15 protein-coding genes are annotated in these 13,111 nt (G+C 57.9%); 8 read left to right on the forward strand and 7 right to left on the reverse strand.

Going from position 1 to position 13,111, the window contains the following annotated elements; genetic code table 11:
• The first annotated feature begins 192 nt into the window (after positions 1–192).
• Positions 193–555: a DUF6124 family protein gene (locus AC1RMX_RS13805; RefSeq protein ID WP_493072289.1), complete on the forward strand. Its 363-nt coding sequence runs from the start codon at positions 193–195 to the stop codon at positions 553–555.
• Between the two features lie 68 nt (positions 556–623).
• On the opposite strand, the gene AC1RMX_RS13810 is transcribed toward AC1RMX_RS13805, so the two are convergent.
• The 5 genes from AC1RMX_RS13810 to AC1RMX_RS13830 all read right to left on the reverse strand — a co-directional run bounded on the left by AC1RMX_RS13810 (position 624) and on the right by AC1RMX_RS13830 (position 3,861).
• Entirely contained in the window at positions 624–983 is a 360-nt protein-coding gene (locus tag AC1RMX_RS13810; RefSeq protein ID WP_493072291.1) for a hypothetical protein, read from the reverse strand.
• Between the two features lie 34 nt (positions 984–1,017).
• Positions 1,018–1,464 carry a GFA family protein gene (locus AC1RMX_RS13815; protein WP_192558278.1) on the reverse strand — a complete coding sequence of 149 codons (447 nt, stop codon included), beginning with the start codon at positions 1,462–1,464 and terminating at the stop codon, positions 1,018–1,020.
• Between the two features lie 137 nt (positions 1,465–1,601).
• Positions 1,602–2,102 (reverse strand): DUF3916 domain-containing protein, encoded by a 501-nt coding sequence (locus AC1RMX_RS13820; protein ID WP_493072293.1) that lies wholly within the window; start codon positions 2,100–2,102, stop codon positions 1,602–1,604.
• 44 nt (positions 2,103–2,146) lie between these two features.
• Positions 2,147–3,253, reverse strand: a complete 1,107-nt coding sequence (locus AC1RMX_RS13825; RefSeq protein WP_493072295.1) for a DNA alkylation repair protein — start codon at positions 3,251–3,253, stop codon at positions 2,147–2,149.
• Positions 3,254–3,255: 2 nt separating this feature from the next.
• Positions 3,256–3,861 (reverse strand): glutathione S-transferase, encoded by a 606-nt coding sequence (locus tag AC1RMX_RS13830; RefSeq protein ID WP_493072297.1) that lies wholly within the window; start codon positions 3,859–3,861, stop codon positions 3,256–3,258.
• 368 nt (positions 3,862–4,229) lie between these two features.
• Between AC1RMX_RS13830 and AC1RMX_RS13835 the strand changes: the two genes are divergently transcribed.
• From AC1RMX_RS13835 to AC1RMX_RS13850, 4 genes are all read left to right on the forward strand, one after another.
• The gene (locus tag AC1RMX_RS13835) at positions 4,230–5,489 is read left to right on the forward strand and encodes a hypothetical protein (protein ID WP_493072299.1); all 1,260 of its coding nucleotides are present in this window, start codon (positions 4,230–4,232) and stop codon (positions 5,487–5,489) included.
• 391 nt (positions 5,490–5,880) lie between these two features.
• Positions 5,881–6,285 (forward strand): TraR/DksA family transcriptional regulator, encoded by a 405-nt coding sequence (locus AC1RMX_RS13840; RefSeq protein ID WP_007935965.1) that lies wholly within the window; start codon positions 5,881–5,883, stop codon positions 6,283–6,285.
• A gap of 609 nt (positions 6,286–6,894) precedes the next feature.
• Positions 6,895–8,118: a methyl-accepting chemotaxis protein gene (locus AC1RMX_RS13845; RefSeq protein WP_493072471.1), complete on the forward strand. Its 1,224-nt coding sequence runs from the start codon at positions 6,895–6,897 to the stop codon at positions 8,116–8,118.
• A gap of 113 nt (positions 8,119–8,231) precedes the next feature.
• A complete protein-coding gene (locus tag AC1RMX_RS13850; protein WP_096820153.1) occupies positions 8,232–8,435 on the forward strand; it encodes a hypothetical protein in 204 nt (67 codons plus the stop codon).
• A gap of 6 nt (positions 8,436–8,441) precedes the next feature.
• Here AC1RMX_RS13850 and AC1RMX_RS13855 read toward each other — a convergent pair whose 3' ends face one another.
• Positions 8,442–8,690 (reverse strand): hypothetical protein, encoded by a 249-nt coding sequence (locus AC1RMX_RS13855; RefSeq protein ID WP_493072301.1) that lies wholly within the window; start codon positions 8,688–8,690, stop codon positions 8,442–8,444.
• A 406-nt stretch (positions 8,691–9,096) separates the two neighbouring features.
• Between AC1RMX_RS13855 and AC1RMX_RS13860 the strand changes: the two genes are divergently transcribed.
• The 3 genes from AC1RMX_RS13860 to AC1RMX_RS13870 all read left to right on the forward strand — a co-directional run bounded on the left by AC1RMX_RS13860 (position 9,097) and on the right by AC1RMX_RS13870 (position 10,900).
• The gene (locus AC1RMX_RS13860; protein WP_007950541.1) at positions 9,097–9,567 is read left to right on the forward strand and encodes a hypothetical protein; all 471 of its coding nucleotides are present in this window, start codon (positions 9,097–9,099) and stop codon (positions 9,565–9,567) included.
• 5 nt (positions 9,568–9,572) lie between these two features.
• The gene (locus tag AC1RMX_RS13865; RefSeq protein WP_085731966.1) at positions 9,573–9,770 is read left to right on the forward strand and encodes a hypothetical protein; all 198 of its coding nucleotides are present in this window, start codon (positions 9,573–9,575) and stop codon (positions 9,768–9,770) included.
• Positions 9,771–9,886: 116 nt separating this feature from the next.
• Complete coding sequence (locus tag AC1RMX_RS13870) at positions 9,887–10,900, forward strand: ABC transporter substrate-binding protein (protein WP_493072303.1); 1,014 nt, start codon at positions 9,887–9,889, stop codon at positions 10,898–10,900.
• Positions 10,901–10,938: 38 nt separating this feature from the next.
• Here the strand turns inward: AC1RMX_RS13870 and AC1RMX_RS13875 are convergent, their stop codons facing one another.
• The gene (locus AC1RMX_RS13875; protein WP_192558271.1) at positions 10,939–13,071 is read right to left on the reverse strand and encodes a TonB-dependent receptor; all 2,133 of its coding nucleotides are present in this window, start codon (positions 13,069–13,071) and stop codon (positions 10,939–10,941) included.
• Positions 13,072–13,111 lie beyond the last annotated feature (40 nt).

Here is a 13,111-nt window from a genome sequence, read left to right on the forward strand (position 1 = left end):
GCCCGCCGGAAAACCAGTCGCACAGCCCTGCCAAAAGGACGCTCGTTTGTGTCCGCTCAATGGCGGCTTTGTGCGGGAGACCTTCGGGTCTGCCGGGTGCCTGGTTTCCCGGTCTTGCAGACCCGCACTTGGCTGCCACCCATCATCTGCAAGTGATGCTGGTAGCTCCTAATCAAAATCAGGAGTTTCACCATGATCAAACCAACACCGAATCCACCAGAAACCGATCCAGTCTCACCCTACCAATTCCCCGATTCCCGAACCCTGAACGAAGCCGCCGAACGCGCCCTCGACCATTACCTGACCCCGCAACAACGCATCATGGGCAGCCACACCACACACGACCCCATGTTCCTGGCCAACCCCGCCTACAACAGCGAATCCCTGTTGGCCAACGCCAGCGAATCCCTCGATTCCGCCAGCGAAATGCTCAGCAACTTCGCCGCCACCCTTGAGCCTGCACATCGCAAGACTGCTCTGGGCATCGCACAGGTGGTCATGGTAGCGGGGCTGGCCGTGAATCAGGCGCTGGATAAAGTAGAGCTGAAAGCGTAGAGGCTGCCCTTAAGTAAAAAGGGAGCAGATCCATTACCTGAATCTGCTCCCTTTTTTGCTCGATGAGCTCAGCCGTTGGCGTCTGCTCGCTTTTGCGCCGTCACGATGCAAGCCTTGTAGAAATTGGAATGGAAATCGCTGATCGCTTTCTGCTGCAAACTCTCGCTTGAGTACTGAGGAATCGCGTACGCCTCGCGAATCAGCGTCTTGAACAACTCACCCACATACTCGCTCTGCTTGCCTGCCGCTTCGGCCAGTTCCCACACCGAATCCATGGGCGCGCCTTGCTGCCTGCTTTTCATGACCTGTTTGGCCGAGTTTTCTATTCGCTGGCACTCTTCGAGCTCTTCCTGCGGCACAGGGGAGGCATGAGCGGAAAGACTGATGGTGAAGGTTATCGCTGCTGCAGCAAGAGATCGTTTGTGCACGAGGTGTCGTCCGTGATTTTGAGGCTGAACCTTATCATTCGTGGCTTGGCGCTACCATTGGAGCCAAAGGGAAGGGGGGGCGTCCACCTGATATACATGGGTTGGAGGAGATATACCAAGGGGCTGCAGAATCAGTATGAACGTGCTTCTGCTTTTCAGGCAGGAACGGCGTATCGAGCGTGCCCAGTGCTATCGAAACCCAGTCGGCAAACTCACCTTGAGATCGTGACCAGAACAAAGTAGAACCGCATTCCGAGCAGAACTCGCGTAATACCGACTCCGAAGAAACAAAGGATTTAATGCTGGCGGAGCCACGGAGTATGCGAAGTGCGCTTTGCGGAACACTGCCGTACGAAGCGAATGCGGCCCCGTGACCTTTACGGCATTGACTGCAATGGCAATGGCTCACTGCTTTTGGTGAGGTGGTTAATTCGTAACCGACGACTCCGCACAAACAGCTTCCCTGGTACACCTCTGACATACGCTTTCCGTTCAGGTGAAAAACGTCAGCGTAACCGTCTCAGTCTGATCAGTCGACCAATCGCTTGATGCCTGAAGTTGGGATTCGGGAAATTAAAACTTTCGCCAGGAGCATCCCGGACAATAGGCTGTTACTGATCAGGCGTGCTCCCCGATACACCACCACTGAACTTCGACTTCATCATCGTCCTGGGTTACATCATGCCCATGCTCAATGAAGTTCTCGGGCACATCCAACACAAGCCTTTCGCTCAAGTGTATCGGGGCAAGCGAGTTATGCTGCCCCAGAAAACTCAAGTAGTACTCACGGTCATAGAACACTGTCACTTCGCTCTGGTGTAACCAGGGCCATACCACCAGGCAGGAAATGCGGTAGTAACCTTGGCTGCGATCCGCTGCGCGGGAAAGATGAGCCGCTGCTTCGAGCAATTGCTGAACACAGAAGGCCTGCACTTCGATACGTGCTTGCGGACCTTGAACGAGGTTGTTGAGTACTGGGATTTTCCAGTGTGTGTAACGCTCTTGCTCATCGCTGCGAGGATGGAGCTCGCCGCTAAAACTCGCGGCCCAGTGCTCCAAGGAGCGGAGGTGACGGGGGATGTTTCGGACTTTTTTGTTACTGAGGAACAGTCTTCGCAAGGGGATATCCTTATGTGGCTTGATGACCAAACTATTTTTTATATTTATGAAACGAGGATGTTAACGGCAGCAGTCCCCAACCGCTCCCCATTAATCGTTACATGCACCGCATGCTCCCCCGCATAATGCTTCCTCGTAGTGAAATCCTTAATCACTTGCCTGCGCGCCACAACCTCGCTCCCAAACCCCGCCAACACCAACGTCTTCAACTTGAAAACCTTGGCCGAAGTCCCGCCATTCGCCTTCACGTAGTCAATCGCATAATCAATCACCAACCGTTGTTCCACCGGCACCAACGACCGCACGGTGAATGACAAAGTGATCGTCTCTCCGAGCCGCACAACCGCCGGTTCAACCTTCACATCCAGCAACTCAACCTCAGCCTTCGCCCCTGCACCAATAACAGTGAGCGCCCGCAAATCCCCCTGTTTGATCAGACTCCGCAGTGCATGCTTCGCAATCCACGCCGTGTGCCTGTTCTCCAGTGCCCATCCCTCAACCGTATCCAGCACCCACTCCGGATGTTCCTTGGTTACGTCATTCAAATGATTCGCCACAGACTTGCGCACATACAAACTCTCATCCGCCTTCAGCCGATCAAGAATTCCGGCGGCGAGGCGCGGGTCGGCCTGCACCGGTTCCAGGCGAAACGACCACGGCAGGCGAGGGCGGCTGCCTTCGCTGGCGAGGCGGCGGACATGGTGATTTTCGTCTCTTGCCCAGTCGTGCATCAGTTCCAGCGAGCGCTCCAGGTCACTGCGCAGGAAGTGGCGGATGGCGAATTCGGAGGAGCCGAAGGTGGTGAAGTACTTCAGGGCCTCCATCGAGGTGTCGAACGCGTGCGTGCCGTAGCTTGCGACGTAGTGCGGCAGGCTCATGCTGACGAAGCCGCTGTTCAGGCGCGGGGCGAGTTCACGTAGTACGGCGAGGGAATCTTCGTAGTCCAGTGGCAGCACGGCGTGCAGGCTTTCGCTGACGCGGGCCATGCGTTGCATGACGGAGAGGTCGGCGAGGCCGTCGTTGGCGTGCTTGAGAAATGCCTTGGCCTTGAACGCCGGGTACACGGTGCTCATTTCTGTGGCGATGTGTTGCAGGCGTTCGGCGTTGAAGATTTCTTTCAGGGCCGGGACGGCGGTTTCGGTTGTGCTCATGGTCAGGTCATCGGGGTGCTGATGAACGCTTGGAGGCCTTCGGCGTACGCGGTGTATTGGGCGATGCGCGGGAATCGTCCGGTGTCGATCTGGTCGGGGACGACGAGGTTGGTGAAGCTCCAGGCGACGGCGAGGGTGATACCGTCCTGCTGGAGGGGGCCATCGTTGGGCAGTGGGTGTTTTTGCAGTTCGTGTTCCAGCGCGGTGAATGCTGCGGCGAGTTGGCCTTCGACGCGTTCGACCCATGGCTGATATTGAATGTCGGCCGGGCGCAGGTTGCGTTCGTAGTAGAGCTGCACGGCTTTTTCGCAGGCGGCGAGGCCGAGGCCGATCAGGCGCAGGGCTTTTACCCGTTGGGTCAGGTTGGTGGGCAGCAGGGTTTTGCCGGACAGGGCTTCGAGGTAATCGAGGATCAGCGTCGAGTCGATCAGTACCTGGCCGTCGTCGAGCACCAGGGTCGGCGCCTTGACCACCGGGTTGATCTGCTGGAAGCGCTCGAAGTGGCGAAACACCGACACCGGGTCGTGTTCCAGTTCGATCCCGAGGCACTTGGCGGAGATCGCCACGCGGCGCACGTAGGGTGAGTCGAGCATTCCTATCAGTTTCACGTGCAACTCCTTGGGGCAGATCACGGCCATTCGATGGATGTCGAATTTAGCGGGAAAGCTTGTCGGCTGACTACTGGGTAACTCGGCCGTTGAGGTTTTTCATTGTTGAAACAGAATCTGTAACAACCATGAAACACCCGAAAATAAAGGCTTTCGAGGACCTTGCCAGTGGTTCTGTCGTATCTATAGTCAAAGTGCCAGCACCGACCAGGGATGGAAAAGTTAAGCGAGTTCAGGCCCTCTGACTCAGTACTCGTTTGTATTACTCCCTTGCAGTCCATGACCCCTAGATCGTTGAGGTGCCGACGCCCGCGCGCCAGTAAAAGTTAGCGGCGTAGGTCACATAAGAAGGGCACGAGGGTTTTGTCATGAATACGCTTTATCGATTGACGATAGGGATTTTGTGTATGGCTTCAGTGGGGTGCAGTAACCGTCCGGAAAGAGGTGCGGTGGTGCAGCAGTGGTCGGCCAACACGGAACAATTGAATTTCAAACCGATTTTTCCGCCGCGAGGTAACTTTGAAGTTGGCGATTTTTACGTGGTTCGGGCAGCGAAAGCCGGCGCCAAGATGAAAACCGTCGATTACTACATGGGCTCGGTCTGGTTTGACCGGATGCGGCTCGATGATGAGTTGAGGAAAGCTGCGCCCTACATCACCGCAGCTAAAACGCCGGCTGACAAGTCAGGTCTTGTAGCGACAACGAGCGTACCGGATCTTTATTTGCCAAACAGCTCAGTGAAAATAAACGCGTTGGTGGCGTTTCCCGGTTTTACCTTTGCCTCCCTGGCAGAAAGCGATATCGGATTGGGAGTCAGCAACAGTTCGATCGGTGCACTGTTTGGTGGCGCCCGCAAGTCATCGTATTCGGTTGCCTACTCGGTCCCCGTGGCGGAAACCTACGGAGTGCTTTATGGGGATGCTCATGTAGCGGCAGATAGGTACCTGAGCAAGTACACCAATATCCAGCGCGAAAAACTGCAGGAAGCGGTAGTTTCGTTGAAAAACGACACCAAGGCTGATGACAAGAACGACACCACTTCGGTGCTCGTGCTGGTGACACAAGTTTATTTGGCGCGCTCATTGGATGTCGTGATTTCTTCGACCGAAAGTAATGGCGCTCAGTTTTCCGCGGTAACGCGGGCGCTGACGGATCTGGATGAGCGCAAGACAGCCATTGAAACTCAGCTTCGAGCATTGAAGCCGGCTGCCAAAGGTGAGTCTGCTGCAGACGGAAAGGGCGCAGATGCGAAGGCAGGCGATACAGCCAAAGCCGACGCCGCGAAGGCGGCTGCGTCAGACAAGGGCGTAGCGCAGAAGCCTGAGGTAGTGCCCGCCACGAATCAGGCGTTGATCAGACAGAAGGAGGCGGAACTGGCACAGGTCAATGCCGATATCCGCAAGCGAGTGGAGTCCGTAACTCCGGCAATGCCAGGTGTGACTGGCTCCGTGGTGAAGTCTTCTGCGTCAGGTCTGACATTGCGGCAGGTGTTTGATGCACCGGTCGCCATTGGTTATTCCGGCATCAACATTGATATCGACAAATTGGTTGCGACGGGAAAAGTCAGTGAAGCACCGAACATCGATACATTCCCGCTGAAAATGCAAATCAAGATCCCTCTCGAATAATTTTGGAGATCCTGTCACCGACCAGCCTGGGCGGGTCGGTGATGGGGAGAACCTCAGCATTGAGCCCTGCGAGTGAAAGGGTAAAAAATGCGACAAAGCGCCGCTCATCCGCCGTTTGTCTTCTATATGCATCCGCTCGACTGAATTTCTTGCTATAAACGCACTCCGATGACCGCCGTGAGGCCTGTGTCAGAGCACTTTCCGGGCTTTGTCGGACAAATTCCCTGTATTTACAGTTGCTGAGGCCTCAAACGGGCCTTAGACTGCCGCCCCTTCGTAAATTGAGTGCCGGGTGGCGTTTGCAATAAACGATGCCTTTCCGATGACCGCAGGCGGTTCGCCGGAACGCTCCCTAATTCGCCTTAATGCACGTTTTTTTATAGAGATATCAATGACAAAGGACAAGTTGCTGGCCATGCCGGCAGATGACTACATGAATGCCGAGCAACACGCTTTCTTCAGCGAGCTGTTGCAGAACATGAAAGTCGAAACCCATGAGCGCATTGAGCAGAACCGTATTGCCATCGAGAGCCTGGACACCCCGGCTGACCCGGCGGACGCCGCCTCGGTGGAAGAAGAGCGCACCTGGCTGGTAAACGCGATCGATCGCGACCAGCGCATGCTGCCGCAACTGGAACAAGCCCTTGAGCGTATCAAGGAAGACAGCTTTGGCTGGTGCGACGACAGCGGCGAGCCGATTGGCCTGAAACGCCTGCTGATCAGCCCGACCACCAAGTACTGCATCGAAGCTCAAGAGCGTCACGAGCAGATCGACAAGCACCAGCGTCAGGCCTGATTCCTGAGGCGACCCCTTCAGTGTGGGTCGTCGCGAAAAGATCGCAGCCTTCTGCAGCTTTTATTTAAAGCGGCAGAAGGCTGCGATCTTTGCTTTTTCTCGTCTGCCGGAAATCCCCGCACCGTTCCATTGACCTGCCACAGATCCACGACTAACGGACCATGGATAATGGCCTTGTAGTGGCGTTTAATGCAGCCACAACAATGAGAACAAGCGTGGGGTAACGAAATGACGAGAGATGGATCTCTGGTTGCGGCTCTGCCTGCACCAGTTGTTTTGCCGAAGAATCGCTGGTTGACGCCGACCCTGCAAAGCATCGCCCTGATGCTGTTGCTGGCCGGGATGACTCTGGGCGAATGGCCGTTATACGTGGGCATGCCGCTGGCGGTACTGATCGTCTGGCTGCCGCGCCTGCGCTCCCGAGCGGTCCCCGATGCGCAACCGGTCGATAGCAGCAATGCGATGTCCGAGCTGACTCGCGACCTTTCCTACACCACCAGTCATAACGCGCTGTCAGCCGCCGGCGTGGCGTTTTCCGTCAAGGAACTGGCCGGCAAGCTGCAATCGCAACTCGACGCCGCCGCGCAGATCGTCAACAACGCCGAAGTGATGATCGCCACTGAACAAGCCACTTCCCAACTCAGCCGCGAAGCGCTGGGCGCCGCCAGTGAAGCTCATCACAGCAGCGCGGCGGGCCGGACCGAACTGGTCGATTCCATTTCGCGAATGCATCAACTCAGTCAGCGCGCCAATGCCAGTCGTGAACTTATCGAAGCCTTGAGTCAGCGCAGCGACGACATTCAGCGCGTGACTCTGGTGATTCAGTCCATTGCCAGTCAGACCAACTTACTGGCATTGAACGCCGCCATCGAAGCGGCCCGGGCCGGCGAGCATGGGCGCGGCTTTGCGGTGGTGGCGGATGAGGTGCGCGGTCTGGCGGCTCGTACGGCGACGGCCACCGGTGAAGTGGGCGAGATGGTCGCCGACATCCAGCAGCGCACGGCGCAGGTGGTGGAGCAGATCCGCCAGCTCTCCGACGATTTGCACACCGGTGTCGAGCAGGTCGAACACACCGGCCAGCACCTGGAAAACATCGCGCGACTGGCTGCCGGGGTTGAAACTCAGGTCGGTGAAATCGCCCGCGGTGCCGAGACCAATCGCGAGCAACTCGACAGCCTGTTCACCGCCATCGAGCAGATGCGCAGCGACCTGGCGATCAGCGATCAGCAGACCCGACGCCTGGCCGAGGCGGCGGTGCAGATGGAAGGGCAGGCGGAAACCATCAGCGAACGCCTGGCTGAAGTCGGTCTGGATGACTATCACCAGCGTATCTACGACCTGGCCCGTGAGGGTGCGGGGCAGATTGCCGCGCGTTTCGAGGCCGATGTCGAGCAGGGCCGGATCAGTCTCGAAGACTTGTTCGACCGCCAGTACCAGCCGATTCCGAACACTCAGCCTGCCAAGTTCCAGACTCGTTTCGACCGCTACACCGATCAGGTGCTGCCGGCGATTCAGGAGCCACTGTTGCCGCGTCATGAAGGTCTGGTGTTCGCTATCGCCTGCACGCAGCAAGGTTATGTACCGACCCACAATCAGGCATTCAGCCAGCCGCTGACCGGCGATGTGCAGGCCGACACCGTGCACAACCGCACCAAGCGCAAGTTTGCCGATCGCACCGGTATTCGCTGTGGCAGCCATCAGCAACCGGTGCTGTTGCAGACATACACTCGCGATACCGGCGAGCTGATGCACGACTTGTCGGTGCCGATCATGGTCAAGGGGCGGCACTGGGGTGGGTTGCGCCTTGGCTACAAACCAGAGAACCTGCGGTGAGGCATTGTTGCCGGAACTGCAATTAAGCTGTGCACGAGCGTTGCTTTTTCCTCTTGATCGAAATCATTAACATGCCTGCATAGTTAGGTTGCTAATGAATTCGGGAGGTCAGCATGCAATGCAGAGTCGATGTCGCGGTGATGATCGGCAGCGGTGTTCCGGCCGGGCTGCGTGCGATGGGGCAAAGCGTCTGCTGGGTGGTGTTGCTCAACGGTGAGCGGCGGGGCACGGCGTTCGCCAGTCGTGGCGAGGCGGAGGAGTGCAGGGCCGCGTGGCTTGCGCAGTTGGGCGCCGAATCCGCTGACAGCCTGCACTGATTACGCTTAATGGCCGTGTGCTGCCCGCGACTCCAGCGAGCGGGCGAGGGCACAGGCTGCGTTGTGATCCTCACGGAAACCTCTGACGCGACCTGTCGACTTTTCCCTGATGTGGAAAAAGGCGTTGCCGGCCGGGACCACCTGAAACAGTGGCTCCCGGCCACATCGTTCCGGTGCGTAGTCAGTCCCCAGGCTTGGGCCATTCAAGACAAAGGGTGGTTCGTGGGCCACGGTAAAATGGGTCAAAGTGCACATATGAAGTCCTTTTCAAGGATTGACCCGCATTTACAGACGGTTGCGGGTAGTCGCGAGCAGCGTCGCTGCTCTAGAATCGCCAACACCTGTTGACGGCATGACGTTATCTAAAGCAATTTTTTGCGTGCGATATGTCGGAAAAGTGCTTTTCTTGGTGAGTTTTTTCCCTAAAGTTCGTAGTCAGTTTTCTCTGGCCGACCGTGAGGCGTTTTCCTTCAACATTTGGAGAACGTCTTTGCAGGTTTCGCGAGTGGCATTCCAGTAGTCTTGTGAACCTCGCGTTGAATGAGCACTTGGCTCGTTCAGGCTTTTATTCGAGTCATTGCGCAACACCATCGGCCTGGCCGTTTTTACTGTCGTGCGCGTTTTTCGCGTGCGGCACTCTTTCAAGTGTGGGGATGTTTCTTTGGCAGTCAGTAACCTCGATATGCATGCTTTGTTCGTGCTGGGTGATTTGCGGGCAAAGCTGGTCAAGCAGTTTCAATCGCGTTTTGTTTACATCACCGAGCAAAACGCCGAAGGCATTTACGTTGCCGAAATCGACACCGAAAGCGCATTGGTGGTCGACGACAAGCCCGGCCTCAAGCTCAAGGTCGGCGATCATTTCAGCGCTTCGGTATTGCCCAGCCGTGAAGGCGGAAAAATGGACATCCGTTTTCGCGAGATCAAAATGACCGTGTACGGCCTGGGCGACTATGCCTTCGTCACCACGGCCGATGGCCATGCCATTGTGTTCAAGGAAGGCCATAGCGCAGTCACTGTGTTCGCCGCCAATGAGCAGTTGCAGGAAGGCCTGACCAAAACCCTCAAAGCCGTCACCGCCAAGGCCGCCAAGTGGCGCAAGGGCGAACTGGTGACCTTCAAGGCCAGCGAGTGACGGGCGTGAGTCGCGCCGATTTCCATTTGCAGAACCTCGACAGCGCCCGCGATGAAGCCCGGCGCCTGTTCGATGCAAAGGCCGAATTGAAGGGCGCCTGGCTCGGTTGGGTCGCCTCGCAGATCTACGCTTTGCAGCCTGCTGAATACGCCAGCATGGTCAGACGCGAGCTTCAACGCTTGAAGGAAATGTCTGAAAAGTAGCCTTGTCCGTGTCATGCCCCTGAAAAAGCAGGAACCTCGTCTACAGTCAGTTGACTGAGTATTCAGAGGCCCCAGGCCTTCCTGCTATTGCTGTGAACAGCACGAGGTGCAAAAGCATGAACGGATTTCGACGGTTGCTGGCCGCTTTTATGGCCACATTCGGCTTGATGGCTGCGGTGCCGGCGGTCAGTGCGGCGCAGACCCCGATTCACTTCGCCGACCTGAACTGGGAAAGCGGCAGCCTGATCACCGATGTCCTGCGGATCATCGTCGAGAAGGGTTATGGCCTGCCGACGGATACGTTGCCAGGCACCACCATTACCCTGGAAACCGCGCTGGCCAACAATGACATTCAGGTCATCGGCGAGGAGTGGGCCGGGCGCAGTCCGGTGTGGGTCAAGGCCGAGGCCGAAGGCAAGGTCGCCAGCCTGGGCGACACGGTCAAAGGCGCCACCGAAGGCTGGTGGGTGCCGGAATACGTGATCAAGGGCGATACCGCCAAAGGCATCAAACCACTGGCGCCGGACCTGCGCAGCGTCAGCGATCTGAAGAAGTACAAGGACGTGTTCAAGGACCCGGAAACCCCGAGCAAGGGGCGGTTCCTCAACAGCCCGATCGGCTGGACGTCGGAAGTGGTGAACAAGCAGAAGCTCACGGCTTATGGGCTGCAGGATGACTTCACCAATTTCCGCAGCGGCTCCGGTGCGGCGCTGGATGCCGAAATCAGTTCGTCGATCCGCCGGGGCAAACCGGTACTGTTCTATTACTGGTCGCCGACGCCGTTGCTCGGCAAGTTCAAACTGGTGCAACTGGAAGAGCCGCCGTTCGACGCTGAGGCCTGGAAGACCCTGACCGACGCCGACAATCCCAACCCGAAACCGACCCGTTCATTGGCCTCGAAACTGTCGATCGGGGTGTCTGCACCGTTTCAGAAGCAATACCCGCAGATCGCGGCGTTTTTCAGCAAGGTCGATTTTCCGATCGGCGATTTGAACAAGGCACTGGCTGATATGAGCGAGAAACACACCCCGCCACGGGAAGCGGCGGAGGCGTTCATGAAGGCCCATCCGGATGTGTGGCAAGCCTGGTTGCCGAAGGATGTGGCGGACAAGGTGCAGGCAGGATTGTAGCGGGGCGGCGAGGGAGCTTGCTCCCTCGCCGGGGTGAGTCAGAACCGGGTCTGCACCGCCAGTTCAAAGGTGCGCGGTGTGCCCAGGTAGTAAGCCGGCGACACATGGGCGAATTCGGCATACACCTCGTTCGTCAGGTTACGCACGCGGCCGGTGACGGTGGTGTGAGTATCGACCTTGTAGCTGAGGAAACTCCCGAACAACGTGTACGACGGTACGGTCATGGTGTTGGCATTATCCGCATACACCGAGGCCACATACCGCGCATCAACCCCGCCTTGCCACTGTGGCGAAAAGTCATAGGTCAGCCACAGATTGCCGACCCGATCCGGCACATTGGTCGGCGTGTTGCCCTTGCGTGATACCACCACGCCGGCGGCGTTCTTCTCGTTGAACTCATCGTATTGCGCATCGACCCAGGCAAAATTGCCCTCGGCTAGCAGCTTGTCAGTGATCCGCAGTGAGCTGGCAATCTCGATGCCTTTGGATGTCTGCTGGCCGACCGGAATGCTGTTGGTCGGGTCCAGTGGATCGGTGACGGCAAAGTCTTTGCGCTCGATGGTGTAAGCCGCGACTGTCGCGGAACCGCGACCGTTCAGATAGTCGAACTTGCTGCCGATTTCCCATTGCTTGCCCGTTGAAACATCGAAGTCCTGAGTACCACCGGGTTGCTCGGCGGCGGTGCTGTATTGCACATAAACGTTGGCTGATGGAATGAACTGGTAGGTCAGGCCGACGCGCCCGGTGACCGGTTCCCAACTGCGCTTGAGGTGGCGCGGGTTGCTCGCCGTCACCGTGCGATGGTTGGTGACGTCCAGGTCGATGTCGTCATAGCGCAGGCCGGTGAGCAACGAGAGTTTGTCAGTCAGTGCCAGGCGGTTTTCGGCGAACAACGCCTTGGTGGTGACCTCGTTGGTCTTGTCGCTGACAAACCCAGGTTTCGTGCCCGGAATGTCATAGAAATGCCCCGGGCGATAATTGTTCGGGTCCACGGTGCTCGCGCCTTTGACGTTGAGCGGCGAGTTGGTGGTCTGGTTGACCTTGTACTCGAAGCCGCCGGACCAGGTGGTGTCGAGGCCGAACAGCGTGTTGTCGTGGCGCAGTTCGAACTGATTGCCGTCCTGCTCACCCTGATGCCGCACCTGATAGGCCGTGGAGCGGTTCACGGCGCTGTTGTCGGCGTTGTACTGGTAGGTTTCGAGGTTGCGGTAATCACGCTGGCTGTCGAGGTGATAGAGCGTGTTGCGCAGGGTGGTGCTGTCATTGATCCGGTAATCGATGATCGAGCGCACCCAGATCGTCCGTTGCTCGTAGCGGCCGTCCTCGACGTTGTAGTTGTTGAAGCGGTTGTGCCGGTCGATCTTCAACTCGCCGGCCTTGGGGTTGAGTACCGGGGTGCCCCAGTACGGGCTGTCTTCGTGTTCGTCCTGGTATTCCAGGGCCAGGGTGTGCGACAGGTTCGGCGTCAGGTCGCTGAGCAGCGAGAACGCCATGCTCCAGGCATCGCGTTCCTGACGGTCGATGTAGCCGTTGCTGGTGTTGTGGCTGACGTCGAGGCGCGCGTAATGCTGCACGTCGGCGCCGGGCTGGCTCAGGGCGTGGTTGAGACCGAACGCGGTTTCGGTGGTGTCGTAGGTGCCGTAGCTGACCCGGCCTTCGGCGGCTTGCTCGTCGCGAGTGGCCAGTTTGGTCACGTAGTTCAGCGAGCCGCCCACCGAACCGGCGCCGTTGATCAGCGACGACGGGCCGCCGACCAGTTCCACCCGGTCATAAATCCACGAATCCACGGGCCGCGCCAGTCCGCCGGAAACGTTGACGCCGTTGAACATCTGGGTGATCTGGCTGCTGGTAAAACCGCGATAGGACACGAATCCGCCAAACCCCGGCGGTGCACTGGCGTTGACGCCGGGCAGGGTGTTGGCGGCGTCCTGGAAGTTCTGCGCACCGTGGCGCTCGATGTCGTTGCGGTTGGCGATGGCTACCGAGGCCGGGGTGTCGCGTACGCTCAAGCCGAGGCGCGAGGCCATGCCGCTGGACTGGTCGAGGCTCAGTCCCGGTTCGGCGGCGGACTCGCCGTCAATGGTGATCGGCGCCAGATCCACGGTGGATTGTGCCCAGGCGTTGACGGACAGGCAGCCGCACAGGCTCGCCAGCAAGGTAAGTTGTTTCATCGATTGAATCCTGAATGCTTGTCTAGGAGTCAGCGCACAG

This window comes from Pseudomonas sp. GW822-FHT03F04 (assembly GCF_058801405.1).

Coding starts and splice junctions, on each gene's coding strand:
- AC1RMX_RS13855 (WP_493072301.1), bottom strand. CDS start 8,690: ATGTGCACTTTGACCCATTTTACCGTGGCCCACGAACCACCCTTTGTC.
- AC1RMX_RS13845 (WP_493072471.1), top strand. CDS start 6,895: ATGATCGCCACTGAACAAGCCACTTCCCAACTCAGCCGCGAAGCGCTG.
- AC1RMX_RS13850 (WP_096820153.1), top strand. CDS start 8,232: ATGCAATGCAGAGTCGATGTCGCGGTGATGATCGGCAGCGGTGTTCCG.
- AC1RMX_RS13815 (WP_192558278.1), bottom strand. CDS start 1,464: ATGTCAGAGGTGTACCAGGGAAGCTGTTTGTGCGGAGTCGTCGGTTAC.
- AC1RMX_RS13840 (WP_007935965.1), top strand. CDS start 5,881: ATGACAAAGGACAAGTTGCTGGCCATGCCGGCAGATGACTACATGAAT.
- AC1RMX_RS13835 (WP_493072299.1), top strand. CDS start 4,230: ATGAATACGCTTTATCGATTGACGATAGGGATTTTGTGTATGGCTTCA.
- AC1RMX_RS13875 (WP_192558271.1), bottom strand. CDS start 13,071: ATGAAACAACTTACCTTGCTGGCGAGCCTGTGCGGCTGCCTGTCCGTC.
- AC1RMX_RS13825 (WP_493072295.1), bottom strand. CDS start 3,253: ATGAGCACAACCGAAACCGCCGTCCCGGCCCTGAAAGAAATCTTCAAC.
- AC1RMX_RS13805 (WP_493072289.1), top strand. CDS start 193: ATGATCAAACCAACACCGAATCCACCAGAAACCGATCCAGTCTCACCC.
- AC1RMX_RS13870 (WP_493072303.1), top strand. CDS start 9,887: ATGAACGGATTTCGACGGTTGCTGGCCGCTTTTATGGCCACATTCGGC.